Annotated in this window: 24 protein-coding genes; 14 read left to right on the top strand and 10 right to left on the bottom strand. The window is 50.5% G+C overall.

Annotated elements, in window-relative coordinates; genetic code table 11:
- Nucleotides 1–159: 159 nt before the first annotated feature.
- The 6 genes from ACXAF9_RS15680 (at nt 160) to ACXAF9_RS15655 (ending at nt 7,872) form a co-directional block, all read left to right on the top strand.
- Nucleotides 160–2,400, top strand: coding sequence for an ATP-binding protein (locus ACXAF9_RS15680; protein WP_475075640.1), 2,241 nt, complete (start codon nt 160–162; stop codon nt 2,398–2,400).
- A gap of 49 nt (nt 2,401–2,449) precedes the next feature.
- Nucleotides 2,450–3,826, top strand: coding sequence for a sigma-54-dependent transcriptional regulator (locus tag ACXAF9_RS15675; RefSeq protein WP_475075638.1), 1,377 nt, complete (start codon nt 2,450–2,452; stop codon nt 3,824–3,826).
- Nucleotides 3,827–4,061: 235 nt separating this feature from the next.
- Nucleotides 4,062–5,045 carry a TRAP transporter substrate-binding protein gene (locus tag ACXAF9_RS15670; RefSeq protein ID WP_475075637.1) on the top strand — a complete coding sequence of 328 codons (984 nt, stop codon included), beginning with the start codon at nt 4,062–4,064 and terminating at the stop codon, nt 5,043–5,045.
- Between the two features lie 165 nt (nt 5,046–5,210).
- Nucleotides 5,211–5,789, top strand: a complete 579-nt coding sequence (locus ACXAF9_RS15665; protein WP_475075635.1) for a TRAP transporter small permease — start codon at nt 5,211–5,213, stop codon at nt 5,787–5,789.
- The gene (locus ACXAF9_RS15660) at nt 5,789–7,186 is read left to right on the top strand and encodes a TRAP transporter large permease (RefSeq protein WP_475075632.1); all 1,398 of its coding nucleotides are present in this window, start codon (nt 5,789–5,791) and stop codon (nt 7,184–7,186) included. The genes ACXAF9_RS15665 and ACXAF9_RS15660 overlap by 1 nt, the downstream gene beginning before the upstream one ends.
- 185 nt (nt 7,187–7,371) lie before the next feature.
- A complete protein-coding gene (locus ACXAF9_RS15655; protein ID WP_475075629.1) occupies nt 7,372–7,872 on the top strand; it encodes a hypothetical protein in 501 nt (166 codons plus the stop codon).
- Nucleotides 7,873–7,938: 66 nt separating this feature from the next.
- Here ACXAF9_RS15655 and ACXAF9_RS15650 read toward each other — a convergent pair whose 3' ends face one another.
- The 3 genes from ACXAF9_RS15650 to ilvA form a co-directional block, all read right to left on the bottom strand.
- Nucleotides 7,939–8,508 carry a PEP-CTERM sorting domain-containing protein gene (locus ACXAF9_RS15650; protein WP_475075627.1) on the bottom strand — a complete coding sequence of 190 codons (570 nt, stop codon included), beginning with the start codon at nt 8,506–8,508 and terminating at the stop codon, nt 7,939–7,941.
- 222 nt (nt 8,509–8,730) lie between these two features.
- Nucleotides 8,731–9,291: a DVUA0089 family protein gene (locus tag ACXAF9_RS15645; RefSeq protein ID WP_475075625.1), complete on the bottom strand. Its 561-nt coding sequence runs from the start codon at nt 9,289–9,291 to the stop codon at nt 8,731–8,733.
- Nucleotides 9,292–9,475: 184 nt separating this feature from the next.
- Nucleotides 9,476–10,993: a threonine ammonia-lyase, biosynthetic gene (gene ilvA, locus ACXAF9_RS15640; protein WP_475075624.1), complete on the bottom strand. Its 1,518-nt coding sequence runs from the start codon at nt 10,991–10,993 to the stop codon at nt 9,476–9,478.
- Between the two features lie 163 nt (nt 10,994–11,156).
- Between ilvA and rpiA the strand changes: the two genes are divergently transcribed.
- Complete coding sequence (gene rpiA, locus ACXAF9_RS15635) at nt 11,157–11,834, top strand: ribose-5-phosphate isomerase RpiA (protein WP_475075708.1); 678 nt, start codon at nt 11,157–11,159, stop codon at nt 11,832–11,834.
- Nucleotides 11,835–11,881: 47 nt separating this feature from the next.
- Here the strand turns inward: rpiA and ACXAF9_RS15630 are convergent, their stop codons facing one another.
- From ACXAF9_RS15630 to ACXAF9_RS15620, 3 genes are all read right to left on the bottom strand, one after another.
- A complete protein-coding gene (locus tag ACXAF9_RS15630; RefSeq protein WP_475075623.1) occupies nt 11,882–12,007 on the bottom strand; it encodes a hypothetical protein in 126 nt (41 codons plus the stop codon).
- Nucleotides 12,008–12,133: 126 nt separating this feature from the next.
- Nucleotides 12,134–14,614: an ABC transporter permease gene (locus tag ACXAF9_RS15625; protein ID WP_475075622.1), complete on the bottom strand. Its 2,481-nt coding sequence runs from the start codon at nt 14,612–14,614 to the stop codon at nt 12,134–12,136.
- Nucleotides 14,611–15,312 (bottom strand): ABC transporter ATP-binding protein, encoded by a 702-nt coding sequence (locus tag ACXAF9_RS15620; protein WP_475075621.1) that lies wholly within the window; start codon nt 15,310–15,312, stop codon nt 14,611–14,613. Before ACXAF9_RS15620 ends, ACXAF9_RS15625 begins: the two co-directional genes overlap by 4 nt.
- Here ACXAF9_RS15620 and ACXAF9_RS15615 point away from each other — a divergent pair.
- The 7 genes from ACXAF9_RS15615 (at nt 15,311) to ACXAF9_RS15585 (ending at nt 21,156) form a co-directional block, all read left to right on the top strand.
- Complete coding sequence (locus ACXAF9_RS15615) at nt 15,311–15,940, top strand: arylesterase (protein WP_475075620.1); 630 nt, start codon at nt 15,311–15,313, stop codon at nt 15,938–15,940. The two genes, ACXAF9_RS15620 and ACXAF9_RS15615, sit on opposite strands and share 2 nt — an antisense overlap.
- Nucleotides 15,941–15,943: 3 nt before the next feature.
- Entirely contained in the window at nt 15,944–16,582 is a 639-nt protein-coding gene (locus ACXAF9_RS15610; RefSeq protein ID WP_475075619.1) for a DUF2799 domain-containing protein, read from the top strand.
- A gap of 38 nt (nt 16,583–16,620) precedes the next feature.
- On the top strand, nt 16,621–17,469 hold the full coding sequence (locus ACXAF9_RS15605; protein WP_475075618.1) for a fumarylacetoacetate hydrolase family protein: 849 nt from the start codon (nt 16,621–16,623) through the stop codon (nt 17,467–17,469).
- A 62-nt stretch (nt 17,470–17,531) separates the two neighbouring features.
- Nucleotides 17,532–18,986 carry an OmpA family protein gene (locus ACXAF9_RS15600; RefSeq protein ID WP_475075617.1) on the top strand — a complete coding sequence of 485 codons (1,455 nt, stop codon included), beginning with the start codon at nt 17,532–17,534 and terminating at the stop codon, nt 18,984–18,986.
- A gap of 116 nt (nt 18,987–19,102) precedes the next feature.
- A complete protein-coding gene (gene parS, locus ACXAF9_RS15595) occupies nt 19,103–19,555 on the top strand; it encodes a type II RES/Xre toxin-antitoxin system antitoxin (RefSeq protein WP_475075616.1) in 453 nt (150 codons plus the stop codon).
- Nucleotides 19,555–20,025, top strand: a complete 471-nt coding sequence (locus ACXAF9_RS15590) for an RES family NAD+ phosphorylase (RefSeq protein ID WP_475075615.1) — start codon at nt 19,555–19,557, stop codon at nt 20,023–20,025. The genes parS and ACXAF9_RS15590 overlap by 1 nt, the downstream gene beginning before the upstream one ends.
- A gap of 138 nt (nt 20,026–20,163) precedes the next feature.
- On the top strand, nt 20,164–21,156 hold the full coding sequence (locus ACXAF9_RS15585) for an LLM class flavin-dependent oxidoreductase (protein WP_475075614.1): 993 nt from the start codon (nt 20,164–20,166) through the stop codon (nt 21,154–21,156).
- 31 nt (nt 21,157–21,187) lie between these two features.
- On the opposite strand, the gene ACXAF9_RS15580 is transcribed toward ACXAF9_RS15585, so the two are convergent.
- The 4 genes from ACXAF9_RS15580 to ACXAF9_RS15565 form a co-directional block, all read right to left on the bottom strand.
- Nucleotides 21,188–21,631, bottom strand: a complete 444-nt coding sequence (locus ACXAF9_RS15580; RefSeq protein ID WP_475075613.1) for a hypothetical protein — start codon at nt 21,629–21,631, stop codon at nt 21,188–21,190.
- 1 nt (nt 21,632) lies between these two features.
- Entirely contained in the window at nt 21,633–22,049 is a 417-nt protein-coding gene (locus tag ACXAF9_RS15575; RefSeq protein WP_475075612.1) for a hypothetical protein, read from the bottom strand.
- Between the two features lie 69 nt (nt 22,050–22,118).
- On the bottom strand, nt 22,119–22,988 hold the full coding sequence (locus ACXAF9_RS15570) for a hypothetical protein (protein WP_475075611.1): 870 nt from the start codon (nt 22,986–22,988) through the stop codon (nt 22,119–22,121).
- 80 nt (nt 22,989–23,068) lie between these two features.
- The gene (locus tag ACXAF9_RS15565) at nt 23,069–23,920 is read right to left on the bottom strand and encodes a hypothetical protein (protein ID WP_475075610.1); all 852 of its coding nucleotides are present in this window, start codon (nt 23,918–23,920) and stop codon (nt 23,069–23,071) included.
- Nucleotides 23,921–24,040: the final 120 nt, after the last annotated feature.

Raw genomic sequence — 24,040 nt, 5'->3', positions numbered from 1 at the left:
TCCGGTTTGATGTAAAATCATATCAGCTGACTATGACAGCTACCTTATAATACTAGAGAATCTTGCTTGAATTGCAGGGTTCATTCGTCAAGATCAATACAGAAGCGGTGCGCTTCGTAGGATTGTTTTCTGGCCAACTTGTTCAGCCCCTCTCGATCAATGATTGTTGCACTCCTGATCACAGGCTTCATTGTGATGCTGGTTCAGGTGTCGGTGCTCAGTCAACAAAACGGCATCGAGACCATGCAGCAGCAAACCAAAGCGGATTTAAATCGCTATGCGCTCAGCTTGTCGCAGATTTTGGATCGCTATAAGGATCTGCCACGATTGCTCTCGACCCACTCGGAGCTGATCAACACCCTACTGTACGACAAAAGCTCCGATGCGCGCATGCGGGCGAATCTCTACCTTGAACAGGTCAACGAGGTAATCGGCGCCTCTGATACTTACTTGATGAACGCCGAGGGCGTCACCATTGCGGCCAGTAACTGGAGCCAAGAGCGCTCGTTTGTTGGGCGTAACTTTAATTTCCGTCCCTACTTTCAGGACGCGATGGCGGGCAAAAGCGGTCGCTATTTTGCGCTTGGGACCACCTCCAAAAAGCGCGGTTACTTCTTTGCGTATCCGGTTGAGCATCGTGGCAAGATCTACGGTGCGGTCGTCGTTAAAATCGACCTGAACGAGATCGAAGAGGACTGGAACGACCCAGATATCGACCTGCTGGTAACCGATGAAGATGGCGTGATCTTTATCTCGACTCGCCCTGAGTGGAAGTTCCACACGTTAAAGCCCCTTTCCCAGCAAGATCTGCAACGCATCATGGAAAGCCTTCGTTATGGCACTGGCCCACTCTCCTCGTTGGATGTGATCAAAAAAGAGGATCGCGAAGATGGCAGCGAGATCATCACCCTCGTCAACAGCACCGAGATTAAGAACAGCGCGTTGGATGGCGTTAAAGCACAGGATTTCTTGATGCAGAGCACGCAAGTAGAGGGCGCGGGGTTTCGTGTGGTGATCTTGGGTAGCATGAAGGCCGTGGAGCGTCGGGCGCTCAGTGCGATGATCTTAGCGGCGTTTATCTACTTTGCGATCATCCTGTTGTTCTTAGTGCTCTCGATTCGCCATCGCATCACGAAAGAGCGCTCCCAGTTTAAGTTGCGCGAACTCAAAACGCTGGAAAAAAATGAGACGCGTGTCCGCGCCATCATCGATACCACCAAGGCGGGTTTGATAACGCTGGATGCTCAGGGCCGAATCGAAGGCTTTAACCAGACGGCTGAAAAGCTCTTTGATTATCGTGAGGATCAATTGATTGGCTCGTTTTTCAGCCAATTATTGGCCCATGGCGACCGTGCCGTGTGTTGGCAGCACATTACGCAATATGCGGAGGGGGCGCCGCCGACCACCGCGCAGGAGTTGACCATCGAAGCGCAAGGGCGTCGTCACGATGGCCATTTCTTCCCGGTGGAGCTGACCATCGGACAGATGCCGCTGGATACCGGCTCGCAATTTTTGATCACCATACACGACATCACCGAGCGTAAAGAGTACGAGCAGGCGCTACAAACCGCCCGACAGGAGTTGGAACACCGCGTAAAAGACCGCACGGCGGACCTGACCCGTGCTAACCACAAACTGCGCGATGAGATTCATCAGCACACCGTGACCCAAAACGAGCTGATCCAAACAGCGAAGCTCGCGGTGTTGGGCCAGATGTCGGCTGGGATTAACCACGAACTGAATCAGCCACTGACGGCGATTCGTGCTTACGCGGATAACGGCCGTCAGTTTCTGAGCATGGGTAAAACCGAAACGGTCGAGCGTAATCTGCGTGAAATCAGCCAGTTAACGGATCGTATGGCGAAGATCATTCACCCGTTAAAAGAGTTTTCGCGTAAAACGACTGGGCAAAAAGAATCGGTGTGTTTGCGCTCGGTGCGCGATGGGGCCATGTCGATCATGTATGGCCGCTTGGATCGAGAACCGGTTCAGATCGATTGGCCACAGGATTTGGAGCGCTGCTACGTGCTGGGGGACATCGTCCGTATCGAGCAGGTGTTGGTTAACCTGCTGGGTAATGCGATTCAGGCCATGCAGGACAGCGACGAGCGGCACATTGAGATCACTTGGGCGTATGAATCCACTTTGCAGGTGCTGTACATTCGTGACTTTGGTCCGGGAATTCCCGAGAAGGATCTATCACGGGTGTTTGAGCCGTTTTACACCACCAAAAAAGCCGGCAGCGGCCTTGGCTTGGGGTTATCGATATCGCATCGGATCATCGCAAGTATGGACGGTGAGCTATCGGTCGCCAACCACCCAGACGGCGGTGCGGTGTTCCGAATTGCTTTACCATCGGACCCTGAAAAAGATTTTTCACAACAACTGACCACCCTGTAAGGTCTTACACTTAGTTGGGTGAAAACCCGCCACGATCACGAGGAGAGTTATGCAGCCATTGGAGATCAACCCCATTCAGTCGGTCATGCTGGTGGACGATGAGGAACACATCCGTTTATCGGCCGGCCAAACGTTGGAGTTGGGTGGATACGATGTCGTCACGATGGATCGGGCGGAAAAAGCTTTGGAATCCCTGACCGATGATTGGCCGGGCGTTATTGTGACCGACATCAACATGCCGGGTATGGATGGTTTGGCCTTGATGAAGCAGGTGGTGTCAATCGACCCCGACTTGCCGATCATTTTGATTACCGGGCATGGTGATATCTCCATGGCGGTCAGTGCGATGCGCGATGGTGCGTATGATTTTATTGAAAAGCCGTTCTCGACCGAGGTGCTGCTCGACATCGTAAAGCGTGCGATGGAAAAACGCAGACTGACTCTTGAAAACCGTCGCCTAAAACAAGAGCTTGAAGCACACTCAGCCCCTGGGCCTCGCATCATTGGTAATACGCCCGCTATTCAGACGCTTCGCCGTATGGTGCATGCCGTGGGCGATACCCCCGCGGACATCCTGATTTTGGCCGAGACAGGCTCCGGTAAAGACTTGCTGGCGCGCTACATTCATGAGCACAGCAATCGTAAAAGTAACAACTTTGTTGCAATCAACTGTGGTGCTGTACCTGAGAACCTCATTGAGAGTGAGCTGTTCGGCCATGAGAAAGGCGCGTTTACGGACGCGAAAGCACGCCGAATCGGTAAGTTCGAGCACGCTAATGGCGGTACTTTGTTCCTCGATGAGATCGAGAGCATGCCATTGGCACTGCAGGTCAAACTGTTACGTGTCCTTGAGGAGCGCGCCATAGAGCGCTTAGGCTCCAACGAGGTGATCCCGATTGATATTCGAGTGATCGCCGCCAGTAAGACTGATCTTAAAGAGATGGCCGAGCGAGGCGAGTTTCGGGAAGATTTATACTACCGTTTAAACGTTGTACGGGTGGATATCCCCCCATTGCGTGAACGCATCGACGATATCCCTTTGTTGTTCCAGCACTTTTCCATTTTGGCTGCGGCGCAATATGGTCGAGAGGTGCCGCCCATCTCGGCAGAGCGGATGCACTCTTTGGTGACTCACGATTGGCCGGGCAATGTGCGAGAGCTTCGCAACTTGGCCGAGCGTTACGTGTTACTGGGCGAGAGCTGCACGTTTGACTTTGATAACCGCCCCATCACGGATGCGGCGCAAAGCGGCAAGATGACGTTACCCGAGCAGCTTGAGCGTTTTGAAAAAATGCTGCTGCAAGCGGAACTCTCCAGTCATGGCGGGTCTATTAAGGATACCTTGGTCAGTCTTGGCCTGCCCCGTAAGACCTTGTACGACAAAATGAAAAAGTACGGGCTGGATAAAAACGACTATAAACCGTAAGTATCTCCTGTATTGGGTGGAAATCCACCCATTATCAACTATACCTATGGGTGGATATTCGCCACTTATGGTGTCTCTCCAAAAGTATCAAAAATATAACTTTTTGAAATTTAATGATTTTTCTTAGTTGGCCTGCTTTGTGCTTTCTAAGTCATTGTGTATCTGACACCAAAACATGTTGGGTCGGGTTTGAACGCAAAAAAATCTGAATAATTCCAAAAACAGGAGATGCGTTATGCGTTTATTGACTGCTGCTGTGACCTCAATCGCTCTGGCTCTGGGTGCTCAAGCTGCTACAGCTGCACCGGTTGAGATCAAGTTCTCTCACGTGGTTGCTGAAAACACACCTAAAGGCCAGATGGCTATCAAATTCAAAGAATTGGTAGAAGAGCGTCTGGCAGGTAAAGTCGAAGTATCTGTTTTCCCTAACTCTCAATTGTTCGGTGATAACAAAGTACTGGAAGCGATGCTGTTGGGCGACGTTCAAATGGCTGCGCCTGCACTGTCTAAGTACCAGAAGTACACTGACAGCCTGCAAATTTTTGACCTGCCGTTCCTGTTCAAGGACATGGCGGCTGTTGAGAAATTCCAGCAAAGCGAAGACGGTCAAAAACTGTTAGACAGCCTGCAGAAAAAAGGCCTGGTAGGTCTGGGTTACCTGCACAATGGTATGAAGCAGCTGTCTGCAAGCACTCCTTTGCGCACTCCTGCTGATGCATCGGGTAAAAAATTCCGAATCATGACTTCTGACGTTCTGCAAGCGCAGTTCGAGCAAGTCGATGCTGTACCTCTGAAAAAGCCATTCTCAGAAGTATTTACCCTGCTGCAAACCAAAGCGATCGATGGTCAAGAAAACACTTGGTCAAACATCTATTCTAAGAAGTTCTTCGAAGTACAGCCATACATCACCGAATCTAACCACGGTGTTTTGGACTACCTGGTTGTGACCTCTGCTGAGTTCTGGATGGGTCTGGATGAAGAGCTGCAAACAGAAATCAAGAAAGCTTTGGATGAGTCTATCGCTTACGGTAACGACATTGCCGCTAAGAAAGGCGAAGAAGACAAGCAAGCGATCATTGATTCTAAGCGTTCTGAAGTCATCAAACTGACTGACGCTGAGCGTCAACAGTGGGTTGAAGCGATGAAGCCTGTTTGGAAGAAATTCGAAGGCGATATCGGCGCTGACCTGATCAAAGCGGCTGAAGCTGCAAACAACTAATTACTCGTTCTGAGTAATCAAGGTGGGTCAATCGACCCACCTTTTCACCCCCAATACCCAGAGGAGAGCTGTACTCACTTGGCTGAGTGCTGTCCTGTGACTATTGTCTGGTGAAAGGCGAGTCAGTCCAAAAACAAAAGTAAAAAAGCGCAACGGGTGGCAACAATGATTAAAAAACTGTTTGGACAATTTGAGGAAGGCTTTATGTCGATCCTCATCGTGTCTATGACCCTGCTGGTATTTGCTGAAGTGGTGGCCCGCTTCGGTTTCAATGCCGGTATCCATTGGGCACAGGAAGTGACGTTATTGATCGCTGCATGGTTTGTACTTTTTGGTGCATCCTATGGCGTTAAAGTTGGCGCGCACATCGGTGTGGATGTGTTCGTTAAGCTCTTCCCTAATCCTGTACAACGCACGCTGACCCTGATTGCGGTCGCGCTGTGTCTGGTCTACTGCGGTATGTTCTTGTACGGCTCTTGGATCTATCTGAGCAAAATGAAGATGATCGGTATCGAGCTGGAAGATTTACCTGTACCTAAGTGGATTCCAATGAGTGTCTTGGTTATCGGTTTTGTCTTGTTGATCATCCGCTTCCTGCAATTGGGTTGGAGTGTGATCAAAGGCGAAACGCTGGGCTTCCATATGGCTGACGAAGCCAAAGAGTCCATGGAGCTTGCTAAAGAGCTTCAAGAAAGCGAAGAGAAAGAGCTGGCATCCACTCACGCGAATAAGGAGGGTAAATAATGACCATCGCAGTACTGTTTATCACCCTATTCGGCTGCATGTTGATCGGCATGCCGATCGCGATTGCACTGGGTTTGTCATCGATCACTACGATCTTAATCTTCTCAAACGACTCATTGGCGTCGGTTGCTCTGAAGCTGTTTGAAGCGACCTCTGAGCACTATACGCTGATGGCGATCCCGTTCTTCATCTTGTCATCGACCTTCCTTTCAACAGGTGGTGTTGCTAAGCGTTTGATCAACTTTGCTGTGGATACAGTAGGCCACATCAAGGGTGGTCTGGCGATGGCGTCGGTGATGGCGTGTATGCTGTTTGCGGCGGTATCGGGTTCGTCCCCTGCTACGGTCGCGGCGATCGGTACCATCTGTATCGCAGGTATGGTGCGCTCTGGTTACCCACAATCGTTTGCGGCTGGCGTTATTGCTAACGCAGGTACGCTGGGTATCTTGATCCCGCCTTCCATCGTTATGCTGGTGTACGCGGCGGCAACCGAAGTATCGGCATCACGTATGTTCATGGCCGGTTTCATTCCGGGTCTGATGATGGGCTTGATCCTGATGGTGGCGATCTACATCGTTGCACGCATCAAAGGCCTGCCTTCGCAAAAATTCCCAGGTTTTCGTCAGCTAGCGCGCTCCGGTGTGATCGCACTGGGTGGTCTGATGCTGATCATCATCGTACTGGGCTCTATCTACGGTGGTATTGCCTCGCCAACGGAAGCGGCTGCGGTTGCGGCGGTCTACGGTTACTTCATCGCTGTGATGGGCTACCGTGACATCGGTCCATTGCGTAATGTGCCATGGCGTAAAGAGGGCGAAGCCCTAGGCGCTGCAATTGCGCGTAACACGCTGCAAATGGTGTGGGCGTTCCCGAAATCGGTATTCGATAAAGAAGTCCGTAAAGTGATTCTGGATGCGTCCAAAGTCTCTTTGATGCTGCTGTTCATCATTGCCAACGCAATGCTGTTCGCACACGTATTAACCACTGAGCGTATCCCGCACACCATCGCTGAAGCGATTGTAAACTGGGGGTTGCCAGCGTGGGGCTTCCTGATCATCATGAACTTGTTGCTGTTGGCGGCGGGTAACTTCATGGAGCCATCCGCGATCCTGCTGATCATGGCTCCTATCTTGTTCCCAATCGCAATGCAGCTGGGTATCGACCCTATCCACCTAGGTATCATCATGGTGGTGAACATGGAGATCGGTATGTTAACGCCGCCTGTGGGACTTAACCTCTTTGTGACCGCCGGTATCACCGGACAGAACATGGTTTGGGTCATCAAGGCATGTCTGCCGTGGCTGTGTCTGTTGCTTGGCTTCTTGGGTCTGATCACCTATGTACCGGAGATCTCCCTGTGGTTGCCAGAGTACATTGATGAGCTGAAAGGCTACTGATCCTGGCTTGGGGAGTGCCCTGACTCCCTATGTTGTTTGTGTAAAAGCACTTGGCCGCCCTTCTTGGGCGGCTTTTTTTATGCGTCGATTTTGTTGATCCCATCCCCTATAATACGGCCGCTCTTTCGTACATAATTTGTACACCTAGGCGTTTACGCCACCGTCTGAAAATCTGAGGTCGTTTTATGTTTGGTTCCATAGCCGCCTTTTGGGGCTACGCAGGTATTTTGCTGATTTTTAGCAGTGCAATTTACCGCTTGGGGGCTTATGCAATGCAGATGTTTGAACAACCTTTGATCTGGTATCACTGGCTTGCGCTGGCCATCAGCATCGGTTTTATGGGCTTCGCCGAAGGCTATAAAGGCTTTCAAAAAGGCTTCTCACCACGCGTGGCTGCGCGCATACGCTACCTTTCTGAAAACGTTACCCCGGTACGCGCGATCTTGGCGCCCCTCTTTTGTATGGGGTTTTTCCACATTACTCGCCGCCGTCAAATCGTCACCTTCTGCCTAAGCATCGGGATTATCCTGCTGATCCAAGTAGTGCATCACTTGGCGCAGCCATGGCGGGGTATTGTGGATGCAGGCGTTGTTTTGGGGCTTACTTGGGGGATTGTGTCGTTAACCCTATACACGGTAAAAGCCTTTTGGGGTGTACACACACACTCACCGGAAGTACCGGCTTAAACGCTAAAGCATACTGAAATAAAAAAGGGGCGATGAACGGCCCCTTCTTTTATGCTGAAATGGTGATTAGGCTTTGCGCTTTTTGCGTGCCCAGCCCGCTAAACCCAACATACCTAAAGACATCAGCGCCAATGATGATGGCTCTGGTACATCGCTGGTTGCTGATGAACTTAACACAGCATACGCATTACCGCTGTCTAATGAGCCTATATCTGCCACAATGGTTACATTGCCAGTCAAGTTGTTGGAGTTTAATCCAGAAACGACTTCGCTCGCACTAAAACCGAAGTCAGATACTGCTAAAAAGTAGCTGCCTAAGTCCAAATAGTAATTTGAAATCAGTGAGTTACGAAAAGCGCCGGCAGGCCCGCATAGTGATGTTGAGCAGCTGTCATCATTCCAAGTTAAAGAGTCATCTGTTCCTAAAACGCCGTCATCTTCAAAAAGGTAAAGAACAGGGTCGATCGTTGGGCCCATGGTGTAGAAATTGAAGTAGCCAGCAGTGGTAACTTCAAAATAGCTATATCCAACGGAACCTTCACCAGAGCTTGTAATGTTATGTGTTTCTGTAAATAAAGATGCGTGTGCACTCGAAGCTGCGGCGACTAATCCTGCAGCGGCTAAGAATTTTTTCATGTTAACCTTTCCCAAGTTATTGAATGAGCTATCGCCCTGATTAATAAGCAATTCTCAGGCGCAGATGGGATAAAGGTATTTAAAACAGTGGATTAGAGTGTTAATAGTATCCAAAAAGAAACATTTGAACATGCGTTTGTTAAATAAGCTGACTAGTTAGGGTGCTTAAATGATGAGCCCGGAGAGGGATCGCCCTGCTTAGGTAGAGCGATCAACGCGTGTTTACGCTTTGCGCTTTTTGCGTGCCCAGCCCGCTAGGCCAAACAGTCCTAAACACATGAGCGCTAAGCTTGATGGTTCTGGTGCTTCGGCAGGCTCACCGAGCATCGCATTGGCAGAGCCTGTGTCTAAGCTGCCGATCTCGGCTACCACGGTGATATCGCTTATTTCCCAGTTAAAGGTTGAGCCAATTAATACCTCAAACGCCGAGAGGTTTTCTGCGGTCGCTAAGAAGTAGTGACCGATGTTCAAAAAACGGTTTTCAATTAGCGCATTAAGATGTTCATCAGCCGGTCCGCAGACCGCATCTGTACAAGAGTCATCATCTGTCGCCAGAAAATCGTCTGGGCTTAAAATACCGTCGTCTCGGAACAGCACCAGCATCGAGTCGAAGGTAGGGTCCAGCGTATAAAAGGAAAAATAGCCAGCATCCGTCACTTCAAAATGGGTAAAACCGATGGACCCTTCACCGGAGGTGGTGATGGAGTGGGTTTCAGTGAACAGGGAGGCGTTGGCGCTTGATGCGGCAATCATCAGGCCAAGGGAGGCTAAAAGCTTTTTCATGTTACTTCCTTGTGGGTTACTTCTCTTAATTAAACAGCAATAAGTGGGCTAAGAAACCTTAAATCCTTTAGTTTCAGTACCTTAAATAGTATCTATAAAAAATTCAAACGCATGTATGTTAATTCGCCTGACAAATAGGCAATAAAAAAGGCTCCGAAGAGCCTTTTTTATTAGTGTGCGATGCTTATCCCAAGAACAGCTTATAAGCTTCGTTGTGGGTCTCATCCCAATACTGATAGCCGATTTCGTCCAAGAACTGCGTCACTAGGTGGTGATCCTCTTCAGGCACTTGCATACCCACCAGCACTCGACCGTACGCTGCGCCATGGTTTCGGTAGTGGAACATCGAGATATTCCAGCGACCGCCTAAGTTGCTCAGGAATTTCATCAGTGCGCCGGGGCGCTCTGGAAACTCAAAGCGGTACACGACTTCGTTATCGACGTTAGCTGGCGCATGACCGCCGACCATGTAGCGTACGTGCAGCTTGGCGGTTTCGTCATCGGTAAGATCAACCACCTCGTCCAAGTGTTCTCGAATCTCGGTGAGTAGCTCATCGCGGCCATCGTTATTGGGTTTTACTTGAATGCCCGCAAACACAACGGCGGTGCTGTCATCGCTGTAACGGTAGTTGAACTCCGTGATGTTGCGCTTGCCAAGTGCGGTGCAGAACTTTTTAAAGCTGCCCGGTTTCTCTGGGATTTTTGCTGCCACGATCACTTCGCGTTTTTCGCCAAGTTCGGAGCGCTCCGCGATGTGGCGTAAGCGGTCGAAGTTGACGTTGGCACCTGAGTCGATGGCGATCAGGGTTTTTCCGCTGATCCCTTCGCGTTGCGCGTACTTCTTAAGGCCTGCCACACCTAAGGCACCGGCCGGTTCACAGATGGAGCGCGTGTCGTCGTAGATGTCTTTAACGGCTGCGCAGATCTCATCGGTGCTGACCAGAATCACTTCATCAACGTACTCTTTGGCCAAATCAAAGGTATTTTTACCGATTCGGGCCACCGCTACGCCGTCGGCAAAGATGCCCACTTGAGGCAAGGTAACCCGCTCGCCGGCTTTCATCGCTTCGTACAAGCACGCCGCTTCATAAGGCTCGACGCCGATGATTTTGGTTTCTGGGCGCAGATACTTCACGTACGCAGCGACACCCGCCACCAAACCGCCACCGCCAACCGGGACGAAGATGGCTTCGATCGGTCCGGATTCTTGATGCAGAATCTCCATACCGATAGTGCCTTGGCCTGCGATCACATCCGGGTCGTCAAACGGGTGGATGTAGGTCATGCCTTTCTCTTCCACCAGTTTTTGCGCGTGCTCGGAAGCCTCATCAAAGGCATCGCCGTGCAACACGACTTTGCCGCCCAAACGTTTAACGTTGTTCACTTTCACATCGGGCGTGGTTTTTGGCATCACGATGGTGGCTTTAACGCCCATCTCGCGTGCGGCCATGGCCAAGCCTTGTGCGTGGTTACCGGCAGACGCCGCCACAACCCCAACGGCTTTTTGCTCGTCGGTTAGGCTTGCCATCTTGTTGTAAGCGCCGCGGATTTTAAACGAGAAGACAGGCTGTAGGTCTTCTCGCTTGAGCATAATTCGGTTGTTCAGACGCTCGGACAGGCCGCGGGCTTCATCCAGCGGAGTTTCGACTGCAACGTCATAGACGCGCGCTTCCAAGATTTTCTTGATGTAATGGTGAAGCATTCTGAACATTCCATATGCGAGGGGTAAAACGAAATTCGCCCAAGGCGAATAAAAAGTGAGCAGGAAATCCTACCCTTGATCGTGCTTTTCGTCTACAAGCCAGCAATAATGCTGCGTATAATTTGCCCTAAATTCCACGATCAGGACTCCACACATGACCACAATGACCCAAGATGAGATGAAACAGGCCGTAGCGAAGGCGGCGCTGGATTACATTCGTCCAAAACTGACCAGCGATGCCGTCATCGGTGTTGGTACTGGATCAACCGCAAACTGCTTTATCGATGCGCTTGCGGACGTTAAGCACCTGTTTGATGGCGCGGTGGCGAGTTCCGAAGGTACGGCCGAGCGTTTAAAAGGCCACGGGATTCCTGTGTACGATCTTAACTCGGTTGGTCAGCTTGAAGTCTATGTGGACGGTGCTGATGAGTTTGACCCTTATCTTAACCTGATCAAGGGCGGCGGTGCGGCACTAACGCGCGAAAAGATTGTTGCAGCGGCGAGCAAAGAGTTTGTCTGCATTGTGGATCAGACTAAGAAAAAGGATTTGCTAGGCGGTTTCCCACTGCCGGTAGAGGTGATCCCAATGGCGCGCTCTTATGTAGCACGTGAGATTGTGAAGCTGGATGGCGCACCCGTGTACCGCGAAGGCGTGGTGACGGATAACGGTAACGAGATCTTGGATGTGCATGATCTTGAAATCGAAAATCCAAAAGAGCTAGAGCGCCTGCTCAACAACGTTGTGGGCGTGGTCACCAATGGCCTGTTTGCAAACCGTGGTGCGGACATCATCTTGATGAGCACGCCAGAAGGCGTTGAGACGATCCGTCTTGAGAAGTAACGCATAAAAAAACCGCCAAGGACGGCGGTTTTATCGACAACCGTGGTTTACCACTGAACAACGGTTATCAAGGCGATGCTGATCGGCATGGTTATCCACAGCAAAGCCAGAAGATTGATGATCACCCAGCCAATGCCAGATGAGTCGCGAAAGTTCTCATCGTTGTGTGCCATTGTTGCACCCACCCTCTTTTCTTTTTTTGATCGCATAGAACGTCTAAAGGTAAGTGTAGCACTGCCCTTAACAAGGCACCGTGGTACCTCGGTAGTAAGGCTGTCCTTCTAGGGTGTAAAAGCGGGTTAATCTTCCCGCTGTTTCAAGTAGGCAAAGCTTTGCTGCACATCCATCCCCTTGCGGATCAAACTGCCGGTCAGCGTAAACAGTAAGGTGCCGACCACCGGAAGCAGAATCCACAAGTTCGGGTGCAGTGTCGGCTCAAGCTCTAAGGGGCCAAGATAGATCCCAAGCAGGACTAGCTCCGATAAAATCGCCGCCAGCACACCGCAGCTAAAGCCCATCAAGATGTACTCCAGATGGTTCAGTCGCTTGGTTTGCTCGCTCGTGGCGCCCAAGGTACGCAGTAGCGCTGTCTCAAACTGGCGTTTCGCCAAATCCTGTTGCAAGGTCGCAATCACCAAGATCAGGCCGCACAACACGGTGAGCCCCATAATGAAGGACGCTGAGTCGCTGAGTTTTTGAATCAGCTCCTCGGCCTGTTTTAACAGCTGGTCCACATCGATCATCGTCAAGGTCGGGAAGGCTTTGACCAACGCGGTCGCCTTGGGTTTTTCCGCCTCACTGAGTCTGAAACTGGTGATGTAGGTCGCTGGCAGCTGATCCAATACGCCTGGTGTGAAGATCACATAAAAGTTGGGCCTGAACGAGGTCCACTCCACGGTGCGGATGCTGGTGACTGTCCCCGTAAAGGTATCGCTGCCGACCGTAAAGGTCAGCGTATCGCCCAATGTTAAGCCAAGCTCTTGGGCCATCTCCTGCTCAAGGGAGATCGAATCGCCATCGCTTTGCCACTCGCCCTCAACGATCGGGTTATGGGCAGGCTTCTCGCTTGCGAACGAGAGGTTCAGCTCGCGGTTAAGCGCATTGTGCTTTTGCTGCTCGGGCGTGAAAGCTTGCTCGATCGGTAAGTCGTTTTTGGAGGTTAAACGCCCACGAATCATAGGGTAAAGCGTGGTGTCGATCTGGTTTTGATCAAACCAATCCGCGACCGCATCGCGCTCCCACGACTGAATGTTGATGACAAAATGGTTAGGCGTATCGGCCGGAAGTTGGTTTTCCCAGTCGTTTAACAGATCTTGCCTTGCAAAGAGCAGTACCGTCATTAACGTCAGCAACAAGGTCAGGACGGCCCCTTGAATGCGGTGCCAGTGACGCTGTTGGCGGATGCGAAGCGTCAGCAGTGAAGCCAAACGTAAGCGTTTAGCCAGTGGTTTACTGAGTCCTTGAATCAAAGCTTGCACGGCAAGGCCTGCCAAGTAGCCCATCAACAACAGTGCTACGGTCATCAAGGCCGCCATCCACCACGACTCGATAAACAGCACCAATAAGGCGTACAGCAGTACCGGCGTTATCAGGTTAACCCATTTGGACGCACTGAGCTTTTGCTGAGTGTTTTGACGCAGCAGCGCCATGATCGAGATCTGGCTTAACGGCAGAAGCGTCGGTAGCCCCAACAGCACCAGCATCACCAGCGCCAATAACGGACTGCTGATCAACATGCCGTAGTGGATATCCGGCAAGGGTTTGGGGAGTAGATCCCCAAGCAGTGCCATCACGGCCGCGTGTAACACCACACCCAGAATCGTCCCGGGGATGGCCGCCAACGCCCAGCCAAAGAGCAGCTGAGTGCCTAATAGCTGGCGAAGTTGAGATCGGGACAGCCCAAGGCTTAGAAGCAGTGCAATGCGATGTTGTTGGTCGGCCGATAAGCGGCGAAGACTTAGGAAGATCGCCATCGCGCCCAGCAACAAAGCAAACAGGGCGCTTAATTTGAGGTACTGACCGGCATTACCAATCGCGTTTCGGCTGACCGGTTGATCCCCGTGTGCGGTGAACACCCGCTGCCAGCTAGGTAGCTCCGGCTTAAGGTTGGCCTCAAGGGATTGGATCGGTTCGATCTCACCGGCAAACAGCACGCGGTAGCGTACTCGACTGCCATCGGTGATGACCTGCGTGGCGGGAAGATCTTCCAATCGCATGATCACCTGAGGGTTAAAGCTTCGAAAGCCGCTGCCACGGTCTGGGCTGCTTTCGATGATCTGATCAATCACCAAAGGCGCATAGCCGATGTGAACGGTATCCCCCACGTTTACGCCTAAGCGCTCCAAGACCGATGCCTCAACCCAGATATGACCAGGCTCTGGCAGTGCATTCTTTGCTGGGTCGCGAGTGATGATCTCGCCGCGCATCGGGTATGGGTTGGTGACGGCCCGAATCGAGGAGAGCAATATCTGATCGCCGCCCTCCACCACGGTGGTAAATTGGGTGACCTCGGTAGCGCGTACCTGATCGTTCGACTGCCAGAGCGCGCGCTCCTCATCGGTGATCGGTCGTGAGCTGCTTAAAATAAGATCCGCGCCCAGCACTTCGGCGCTTCGCTGTACCAGCGAGCCTTGAAGGCGGTCCCCCGTGAGGCTCAGGAGCGTGATCAAGGTGGTCATCAAAAACACAGAGGCCAACAGCGCCCGCCAGTCGGCCCTGCGCCATTGGCTTTTGGTTTGTCGCCACGCTAATCGGTTGACCGTCGGATTCAATAGACTCATACGCCAACCTCGGTGAGTGCCCCATCGGCTAAGCGGAACTGGCTGTTACAGCGTTGGGCCAGCTCGCGGTCGTGGGTGATCAGAATCAAGGTGGTGTTGTGCTTGGCGTTTAAATCAAACAACTGGGCAATGATGCTCTCGCCGGTGTCGGTATCTAGATTGCCGGTGGGTTCATCGGCAAACAAAATATCGGGTGCGGTCACAAACGCCCGCGCAATCGCCACGCGCTGCTGCTCGCCACCCGATAGCTGCGATGGGCGGTGATCCACTCGATGACCTAAGCCGACTTGCTCTAACAGGGCTTTGGCCTTTGCGGCGCTGTTGTCCTCGCCGCGAATATCCAGTGGCAGTTGTACGTTTTCGAGCGCGCTGAGCTCCGGTAAAAGATGGAAGGATTGGAAAATAAAGCCTACGTGTTTGGCGCGCCATGCCGAGCGCTCTTCATCGCTCATCTGGCTAAGGTCGACACCGGATAACTGAACGTTTCCGCTGCTTGGCGTGTCCAAACCGGCAAGTAAACTGAGCAATGTGGATTTACCCGCACCGGACTGACCAATGATGGCAACGGTTTCCCCCGAGCGAATTTCAAGCGACAATGATTCGAATAACGTCAGTGGGCCTGTATGGGTATCAAAGGTTTTGCTCAGTTGGTGTGCAACAATGCTGGGCGCTAACGTGAGGGGAGTGGTATCGGGCATGGTACGTATCCGTTCGATCTTGATCGTGTGTTTATTTGGGTTGTTTGCATGGGGCCAAGTGGCTCAGGCGCAAACCACCGTATTAGTCTTAGGTGATAGTCTATCGGCTGCGTATCGCTTAAAACCGGAGCAGGGTTGGGTGTCACTGTTGCAAGAGCGTGTCACCGAGCAAGGAATAGACGCTCAGATCATCAATGCCAGCATCAGTGGGGAAACCACGCAAGGAGGGTTAACGCGTCTGCCCGATCTATTAAAAAGACACCAACCGGATTGGATAGTTCTCGAATTGGGCGCAAATGATGGCCTACGAGCCACGCCTATCCGCTTGATCGAACGTAACTTACGCGCCCTGATCGATCAATCCTTAGCGCAAAAGGCCAAGCCGATTATGGTTGGCGTTCACCTGCCGCCTAACTACGGCCCGCGCTACACCGATCAATTCTTTAGCCTCTTTGGCGATCTTTCCAGCGAATACGACGCTCCACACGTGCCCTTCTTGCTGGAAGGCGTGGCACTGAACCCAGACCTAATGCAATCCGATGGCCTTCACCCCACTGCTGAAGCGCAGCCGATGATTTTGGATACTGTGTGGCCGGTCATCGAGCGCGCACTGAACGGCGAGGGTTAACCGATGGCGCTACCGTTCACCTTGTTAAGCCCTAAGCGCTTAGGGTTAATAAGCGCGCTTATTGCCAGCGTGCTGCTGATTCAAGGCTGCAGCACTCTTAACGAAAAAGAGTGCATTCGCGGCGATTGGACCAACATTGGTCTTAATGATGCGCTGAATGGATACACCTCGGCCCGTTTGGCCGAGCACGAAGAGGCGTGCATCAAGTACGGCATTGCGGCGGTTGAGTCGGATTATCAACAGGGCTTTGAAAAAGGGCTGGAGCGCTTTTGCACCACCGAGCGGGGTTACTACTTTGCGATGCAGGGCGGCGATTACAAAGCCACCTGCGAGGGTGACAACGACAAGCTCTTTTTAGCCGGTTACACACCGGGTCACGCACGCTACCGGTTGGAATCACGTATCGATGAGATTGAGCGCCGAATCCAACACGCTCAGCGCGAGGCGATGCGCCCTCCTAGACTGATTCGCAATAAAGATGGCGAAGTGATCGGTCGGGATGACAACGACCGTCAGGAATGGATGCAAACCTTGATGTGGCTGCGCATCGATCTGATGGAGGCGCGTAATGACCTTCAACAGTGGCACGACAATCATCAACCGTTATTACGATCACTGAGTGGCGGCCAACCGAGCCGTTAACCGCTATCACCACACGCTAAATAGATAAGAGAGACGCAATGAAACTGGCCAGCTTTCAGGTAAATGATCACATCGGGTTTGGATGGGTTGATGGCAATACTTTGTACGATTTGAGTCTGTGCGAACCCAGTATTACCACCCTAAAAGCATTTTTAGAGAACCCGTTTGATATTACTGAGTACGAGGGGCGATGCGACTCTTATCCTATCTCGGCGGTGACCTTGCTGCCGGTGATTCCCGACCCTGAGAAGATTCTGTGTGTAGGCCTTAATTACGAGAGCCACCGCGTTGAAACCGGTATGTCGGAGATGGATCATCCTGTGCTCTTTACCCGCTTTAGCTCCACGCAGGTGGGGCATGGCGAGCCGATTATCCGCCCGAATGTGTCCGAAAAACTCGATTTTGAGGGTGAGTTGGCGGTGATCATCGGTAAAACGGGCCGCCATATCCCCAAAGATAAGGCGTTTGATTACGTGGCCGGCTACAGCTGCTACAACGACGCCAGCATTCGTGACTGGCAGATGCACACCCGCCAATTTACCGCCGGTAAAAACTTTGATGGCACAGGCGCCTTCGGGCCTTGGATGGTGACGCCCGATGAGTTCCCTGCCGACCAACTGCCACATCAAACCGTGACCACCCGCTTAAACGGGGAACAAGTGCAGCACGCGCCCTTCTCGGATCTGATCTTTGATGTGCCGGCGTTGATCGAATACATCTCGACCTTTTGCACCTTGCAGTCGGGCGATGTGATCGTCACAGGCACGCCGGGCGGTGTGGGTGTGATTCGAAAACCGCGTCTTTATATGAAACCTGACGATGTGATTGAAGTCGAAATCAGCGGCATCGGCGTGTTAAAGAACCCGATTGCCCAAGAAGCGCAGTAGCAATGTAGTAAGAAAGCAGTAAGAAGAGAGTTAATCAGCACACGTAACAGGATGTTGCAGGTATGAAAAGATCGATCGGTTTATTAGGCGCTGTGGCGCTGATGTTATCCACAGCACATGTGAGTGCGGCGGATACGCACCCTCTGCTCTCTGGCTACCCAGAAGCCAAACTGATGAATTCACTGCAATGGGATTACGAAGCTTTCGATCTGCCGGACGCAGCGCCCGTTCCTGGGGAAGCGGATCTGACGGTGATGAACCTTGTGGGTGATCGCTACCAATACACCTACGAGATACCGCACGTGTCGAGCCAAAAAGTGTTCGAAAACTACCGCACAGCCCTCAGCAATGGTGGGTTTACCACGGTGTTCGAGTGCAAACTGGAGGCCTGCGGCACCGAAGAGCAAGCCGCAAAACTGGGGGAGGCACTCTCCCCAACCGAGCAGGTCTATAACTACTACCGCAAACCATACTACCTGCTTGCCGAAAAAGCAGGTGCACGTGGGCCTGTTTATGTGGGGCTTTACGTTGGCGCATACGATGATGAGGTGCGCGTTCAACAAGCGATCCTTGAAAGCGAGCCGTTGGAACTTGGTTTAGTCAGCCTTAACGCGGCTGCATTGCAAAACAGCGGTACAGAAGCGTCGGTAGAGCCGTTATCGGAAGCCGAAAAAGCCAAAGATAACCCTTTATTGCCCCGCTACCCCGGCGCGACACTTAGGACAGCGCAAAGGGCGGAATCCGAAAACGTAACCCTGCCGTGGCAAAGCGACGGTCAAACTCAACCGGACCTGACACTGCAAGGGGATGTGAGCCATCACACCTACGAGATCAAACACGCATCGTCCCAAAAAGTGTTCGAAAACTATCGTGATGCGCTGGAAAAAGCCCAGTTTGAGATCATTGGCGAATGTCGATTAGAGCGCTGCATCGAACCCCAAACCTTGGGTGGGCAGATGTCGCAAAGCGACAGTGTGTATAACTACTACCACAAACCCCATTACCTGATGGCTAAGCGCGCGGGGGATGAAGGCGATCTCTACGTTGGGATCTATGTTGGCGCGTATCTGGACGAAAGTTGGGTTGAGCAGATCACCGTTCAGGAAAACGAGATCGAAACCGGCCTTTTAACCATCACCGATGATGAGATTCAAGAGCAGATTAACCAAACCGGTAAAGCCTTAATTTACGGTATCTACTTTGATACCGATCAAGCGACGATCCAGCCCGAGTCCAAGCCCGCCTTAGATGCCATCGCCACTCTGTTGGAGCGCAACACGACGCTTAACTTGTACGTGGTGGGCCACACCGACGATACCGGAGCGCAAGCGCATAACCTTGATCTATCCATTGCGCGGGCGAACGCCGTGGTGGATGCACTGGTTGAAGATTATGGCATAAACCGCACCCGCCTAGACCCACAAGGCGTCGGCCCCTTTGCGCCTGCTGCAACGAACACAGATGAGAGTGGTAAGCAGAAGAATCGACGGGTTGAGCTGGTGGAAAGGTTGCGGTGAGGGGGTTATGTATCTCAGCTACTGGCTAACACTCAGTTAAACGTGCTTTCTTGCATTGATGGCTCATTTGGACCATTATTTAAAGGTCATATGGTCTAAAAAATTGGAGGGTTGCCATGGCTACTGTTAAACTTAAAAGCTTTAAGCCTAAACGAGGCAGTAAAACCAGCTTCTGGTCCAGCCTTGGGATTGAAGACGTGAAAACCGCGCGTACGGATGCAGTGCACCAAGGGTTTGAACCGAAGGTATACCACAATATTTTAAAAAGGATAAAGCTATCCCAAAATGAGTTCCGAAATGTAACTCATATTCCGGTTAGCACGATCAAGCGCCGACTTAAAAATGAAGAGCGCTTTAGCACCCAAGAAAGCGATGCCATCTATAGATTAGCGATGCTGATGAAGTTAGCTACCGAGCTGTTTAATGATGAGAAGCGAGCTTTAGAATGGATGCGCGAGAGCGTCTATGGTTTAGGTGGGAAAAGACCATTGGATATGGTTTCGACGACCGTAGACTATGAAATTGTAAAAGATCTGATCGGTAGAGTTGAGCACGGGGTCTTCTCTTAATGAAGCTTTACCGTTTAACTCAGAAGAAATTTGCGGATACACCTTTCAGCCCCGAGGGAGCAAAACGTTTCGGCGGTCGATGGAACTCCAAAGGTACCGAGGCTCTCTATTTCGCAGAATCCGAGTCGTTGTGCGCGTTGGAAGTGTTTGTTCACGTAAATAACGATCCAAACATTATTGATCAATACGATCTTTATCGGATAGATATACCAGACGAGCTTATCGTAAAGCTGGACGAAGATGCCCTACCTGCCACATGGAGAAACATTCCCGCGGGTGAAGAAACGCAGGAAATTGGTGATGAGTTCTTGAATGCAGAAGAGCCTCAGTATGTTGCTTTACAAGTGCCATCAACCATCTCCCCAAGAGACAACAACTACGTGGTTAATCCCAATCATCCCGCGATGGAAGAAAGTTTTAAAAACCATGAAAAGTTAGAGTTTGAATTTGATCCTCGAATTTTCAAATAGCTTAATAGTCTTATAAACCCATTGGGCTGACCCATAGTAATTCCACCGTTCAACAACAATGCGTTCCTATCTATCTGGTGTGAATGACGATCTTTGCACTCCATAATGCCGTTATGAATGACTACTGGAGGTTATGTTGTGCAGACCTTAGATAACACCGCGTTTTCTGTGCTGGATTTGTGCCCCGTGTTGGAAGGGCAAACGCCCGCCGATGCGTTTGCCAATACAACGGCGTTGGCGAAAGCGGTGGATGAGCTGGGCTACACCCGTTACTGGATGGCCGAGCATCACAATATGCAGGGCATCGCCAGCTCGGCGACCTCCGTCTTGATCGGTCATGTCGCGGGTGCGACCAAGCGTATTCGCGTAGGCTCCGGTGGGATTATGTTGCCTAACCACGCTCCTTTAGTGATTGCAGAGCAGTTTGGCACGTTGGAGTCCCTCTATCCCAATCGTATCGACCTTGGATTAGGTCGCGCGCCAGGTTCCGATGGTTTGACTGCCCGTGCCCTTAGACGCCTTACCCACAATACCGGTGACGACTTCCCACAATTGTTGGAAGAGCTAATGCGCTACTTTTGGGGCGAGAACCGCGTCAAGGCGGTGCCCGGCGAAGGGTTAGAAGTCCCGATTTGGTTATTAGGTTCCAGCGGGTTCAGCGCACAACTGGCCGGTCAGCTGGGCTTACCTTTTGCGTTTGCGGCTCAGTTCGCCCCAGCGTTTTTGGATCAAGCCTTATCCATCTATCGGGATCACTTTACCCCGTCGGCGTATCTTGATGCACCTTATGCCATGGTGGGCACTAACATCATCGTGGCGGAAACGGATGAGGAAGCCGAGTTCTTGTTTACCTCCCAGCAGCAACACGTACTCAGCATCTTTCGCAACACTCGCGGCAAGCTCCAGCCACCCGTTGAAAGTATGGATGCGCTTTGGCAGGGACACGAAATTGCCTCAGTCGAGAGTTTCTTAGGCGCTTCCATTGTCGGAAGCCCCACCACCGTAAAAGCAGGGTTAGAGCGCTTTATTGCCCGCACCCAAGCCAACGAGCTTATCGTGAACTGTGCGGTGTACGATCAACTAGCCCGTCGGGAGTCGTATCGGTTGTTGAGGGAAGTCTGGAAAGGCTAGGCACTGCACAATCGGCCGTGCCTAATGCGTACTAAAGCGACTCGACTTTTAGCTGGTCGAGCGTCACTACGGCTCGGTATTGGCGCACAGGTGCTCCCGGCTCATTGGAGCTAGATCCGCTAAAGTGCAAAACCGCTGTATCGATCTCATCCGTTGTACCCCAAGAGATATTTTCAATGAAATCAGGCTCTAGCTGATAAACATTGACCTCGGGGTGCTCGTCAAAGCTTGCGACCGACAGTGTGTACTGGAATCGGCAGATGTTCTCGGTTTCACCCGAGCAAGCAATGTTGTGTTTAGGTGTCTTATACAGCTTGATGTATAACTGCTTCTCACCGTCGCTTTGGATCTCATTCAAAAGTGACACCTCGCCATACGCCATTGCTGGGTAAAGAAGGTGACTTTCTTGGGTCGTAGAGCAACCTGTGATGAGTGCGCTAAAGACAATTCCAAAGCATACAGAGCGTAATTTCATATTAGTTTACCGATAAGTGGATGTGATCCTTATGGCCACTGACAGGGTAGTCTTTCCCCAGCTTTTTCGTGAACAGAGGGCCAAAATTCTCTCTTCGGTGCTGGTAGTCTTCAAAGTTGTTCTGTATGGCGTCAGCTACGGCTTTCACATCAGAATCTGATTCGTAGGCTAAGATGAGCTTTTTGCCATTTATTCTCGAGATATCAACAGCTTTTCCATTACCCATAACATGGCGACTCGGTGACTTGTGTTGGTCATTCGCTGATGAAATATAGAGTTTAGATAGATTATGATTTTTCACGAGATCGTCGGTGATGATCTCTTTCAAAGCATCAATGATCCTCAGATCAACAGAGTTGTTTACTTTGGTTGAAAACTCAATGGAAACACCATTAATGGATGTTGGTATGGATGGCATAGAGAACTCCCTTTTTTGATTTGCTCATCCTGAGCGACATCGAGAGGCTACATTCCGAAGCTTGATCAGTCAATCATGACCATGCTTGTGTTTAAGGGTTTTACTGTGCTGCTTCGTAAGGTACTCATCTAACTGCTTCTGCACCTTCTTAGGTAAGTTTGCACTACGATCCGGAAACAGTGAAAACTCACCCATTTTAGAGCGTACTTTGCCAAGCCAAGTAGTGTGTTTTAAGTCAAATGCTTTACGCCATTCTTCCTCTGGTTTTGAATCGTAATCTGTCATAAAGCCAATGATGGCTTCTTTAAGTTCAGTATTCATATAAGTACTGGTTGCAGGGTGATCTCCAAGCCAAAATGTGCCAGTGCGTTTGCTGTTATAGCGCTGCAAACACAGGAAGAGCGGACCACGCGGATGGTCGGTAGTGTGTCTTGCGTTCAGATGAAACGGCGGCCAAGAGCCTTCGTATAAATTATTCTTAGCCAAAATATCTTCAAACCGACTGATATATAGGTGATTGAAAAGGTAAGAGTAGGCAATCCCGTGTTCCCTATCAATGAATATCTTCGGTTTGGTTTTCAAGATTAATATGAAATATAGGGAGCATGCTACTATTAATAAAAAAATTGAATTTTCTAAAAAGAAAACTTTTCTCCTATGTGTCGTATTGATAGGGTATTTTTTCTGTAAATATTCTTTTTCCTCTGCGGAATATTCACCATACTTTCCCCAAGATATTTCAAAGGCTTTTTCTTGGTCAAAAGCAAAATAGTAGCTATTTATCCATGTGCTGTTGTCAAATATAAAATATATTAGCAAACATGAAATAGAGAAAAGTAAAAAAACGAAAGAGTTTTTGAGGTACTTGTGGTGGGTGTCAGGGCTGACAAGCAGCATCTCTTTATCGTTAAGCGTGACGATTGAAGCTTCGAGTTTCATGACCTGTTTTCAATCCTTTGAAATGGGCTTAGTGATGTGGCCTACCGATACGCCATATCGGCAGGCATTTTATCATCAAATCATGGCTTAGACGTATGGCTCGCTAGATATTCCTCCAACTGCTTTTGCACCTTCTTAGGTAAAGTCGCGCTGCGATCGGGAAACAGTGAAAACTCGCCCGCTTTAGAACGTATTTTGCTAAGCCAACCAGAGTGCTTAATGTCAAAGGCTTTGCGCCACTGCTCTTCGGTTTTGGGTTCGTAATCCGTCATAAAACCGATGATGGCCTCTTTTAATTCAGTGTTCATGTAGGTACTGGTGGCCGGATTATCCCCTAACCAAAACGTGGCGGTGCGTTTGCTTTGGTAGCGCTGTAAACACAGAAAAAGCGGGCCGCGCGGATGATCATTCGTATGCCTTGCGTTCATATGAAACGGTGGCCAAGCACCTTCGTACAGGTTGTTCTTCGCTAAAATATCCTCAAACCGACTGATGTAGAGGCGGCTGAAAATATAGGAGCATGCAATGCCGTGCTCTCGGTCAATAAAGATCTTGGGTTTGGTTTTGAAGATAAAAATGAAATAAAAGCACAGGGATAGAAGGAATATGAAGGGTGAGTTTTCAATAAAAAACATCTTTTTTTCATGTAGGGAGTCAACAGGATTTTCGATTTTTATTTGTTCTATTTCCTCTTGCGTTAGTTCTCGGCCGTACCATGAGCTACGAGAGTTTTGATAGACTTGATCTATATCAAAAGCATAATAATAGCTGATTAGCCAGTCTTCATTTTTGCTGAAAAAAGTAAAGATGGACATGAAAAACAAAAACGACAAGAAAATAAACGAGTTCTTGAGGTACTTGTGGTGGGTGTCAGGGCTGACAAGTAGCGTCCCTTTATCGTTAAGCGTGACGATTGAATCTTCGCGTTTCATGACCTGTTTTCAATCCTTTGAAATGGGCTTAGTTATGTGGCCTACCGATACACCGTATTGGTAGGCATTTTATCATCAAATCATGGCTTAGAAGTGTGGCTCGCTAGATATTCCTCCAAC

Source organism: Neptunomonas sp. ABH4_499 (assembly GCF_056160565.1).
Note: the sequence above shows the minus strand (reverse complement) of the source record. Positions and strands in the feature narration are given on the sequence as shown.

Excerpts from the sequence above, each read along its gene's own strand:
- ACXAF9_RS15680 (WP_475075640.1), top strand. The coding sequence starts at position 160 with ATGATTGTTGCACTCCTGATCACAGGCTTCATTGTGATGCTGGTTCAG.
- ACXAF9_RS15675 (WP_475075638.1), top strand. The coding sequence starts at position 2,450 with ATGCAGCCATTGGAGATCAACCCCATTCAGTCGGTCATGCTGGTGGAC.
- ACXAF9_RS15670 (WP_475075637.1), top strand. The coding sequence starts at position 4,062 with ATGCGTTTATTGACTGCTGCTGTGACCTCAATCGCTCTGGCTCTGGGT.
- ACXAF9_RS15665 (WP_475075635.1), top strand. The coding sequence starts at position 5,211 with ATGATTAAAAAACTGTTTGGACAATTTGAGGAAGGCTTTATGTCGATC.
- ACXAF9_RS15660 (WP_475075632.1), top strand. The coding sequence starts at position 5,789 with ATGACCATCGCAGTACTGTTTATCACCCTATTCGGCTGCATGTTGATC.
- ACXAF9_RS15655 (WP_475075629.1), top strand. The coding sequence starts at position 7,372 with ATGTTTGGTTCCATAGCCGCCTTTTGGGGCTACGCAGGTATTTTGCTG.
- ACXAF9_RS15650 (WP_475075627.1), bottom strand. The coding sequence starts at position 8,508 with ATGAAAAAATTCTTAGCCGCTGCAGGATTAGTCGCCGCAGCTTCGAGT.
- ACXAF9_RS15645 (WP_475075625.1), bottom strand. The coding sequence starts at position 9,291 with ATGAAAAAGCTTTTAGCCTCCCTTGGCCTGATGATTGCCGCATCAAGC.
- ilvA (WP_475075624.1), bottom strand. The coding sequence starts at position 10,993 with ATGCTTCACCATTACATCAAGAAAATCTTGGAAGCGCGCGTCTATGAC.
- rpiA (WP_475075708.1), top strand. The coding sequence starts at position 11,157 with ATGACCCAAGATGAGATGAAACAGGCCGTAGCGAAGGCGGCGCTGGAT.
- ACXAF9_RS15630 (WP_475075623.1), bottom strand. The coding sequence starts at position 12,007 with ATGGCACACAACGATGAGAACTTTCGCGACTCATCTGGCATTGGCTGG.
- ACXAF9_RS15625 (WP_475075622.1), bottom strand. The coding sequence starts at position 14,614 with ATGAGTCTATTGAATCCGACGGTCAACCGATTAGCGTGGCGACAAACC.
- ACXAF9_RS15615 (WP_475075620.1), top strand. The coding sequence starts at position 15,311 with ATGGTACGTATCCGTTCGATCTTGATCGTGTGTTTATTTGGGTTGTTT.
- ACXAF9_RS15620 (WP_475075621.1), bottom strand. The coding sequence starts at position 15,312 with ATGCCCGATACCACTCCCCTCACGTTAGCGCCCAGCATTGTTGCACAC.
- ACXAF9_RS15610 (WP_475075619.1), top strand. The coding sequence starts at position 15,944 with ATGGCGCTACCGTTCACCTTGTTAAGCCCTAAGCGCTTAGGGTTAATA.
- ACXAF9_RS15605 (WP_475075618.1), top strand. The coding sequence starts at position 16,621 with ATGAAACTGGCCAGCTTTCAGGTAAATGATCACATCGGGTTTGGATGG.
- ACXAF9_RS15600 (WP_475075617.1), top strand. The coding sequence starts at position 17,532 with ATGAAAAGATCGATCGGTTTATTAGGCGCTGTGGCGCTGATGTTATCC.
- parS (WP_475075616.1), top strand. The coding sequence starts at position 19,103 with ATGGCTACTGTTAAACTTAAAAGCTTTAAGCCTAAACGAGGCAGTAAA.
- ACXAF9_RS15590 (WP_475075615.1), top strand. The coding sequence starts at position 19,555 with ATGAAGCTTTACCGTTTAACTCAGAAGAAATTTGCGGATACACCTTTC.
- ACXAF9_RS15580 (WP_475075613.1), bottom strand. The coding sequence starts at position 21,631 with ATGAAATTACGCTCTGTATGCTTTGGAATTGTCTTTAGCGCACTCATC.
- ACXAF9_RS15575 (WP_475075612.1), bottom strand. The coding sequence starts at position 22,049 with ATGCCATCCATACCAACATCCATTAATGGTGTTTCCATTGAGTTTTCA.
- ACXAF9_RS15570 (WP_475075611.1), bottom strand. The coding sequence starts at position 22,988 with ATGAAACTCGAAGCTTCAATCGTCACGCTTAACGATAAAGAGATGCTG.
- ACXAF9_RS15565 (WP_475075610.1), bottom strand. The coding sequence starts at position 23,920 with ATGAAACGCGAAGATTCAATCGTCACGCTTAACGATAAAGGGACGCTA.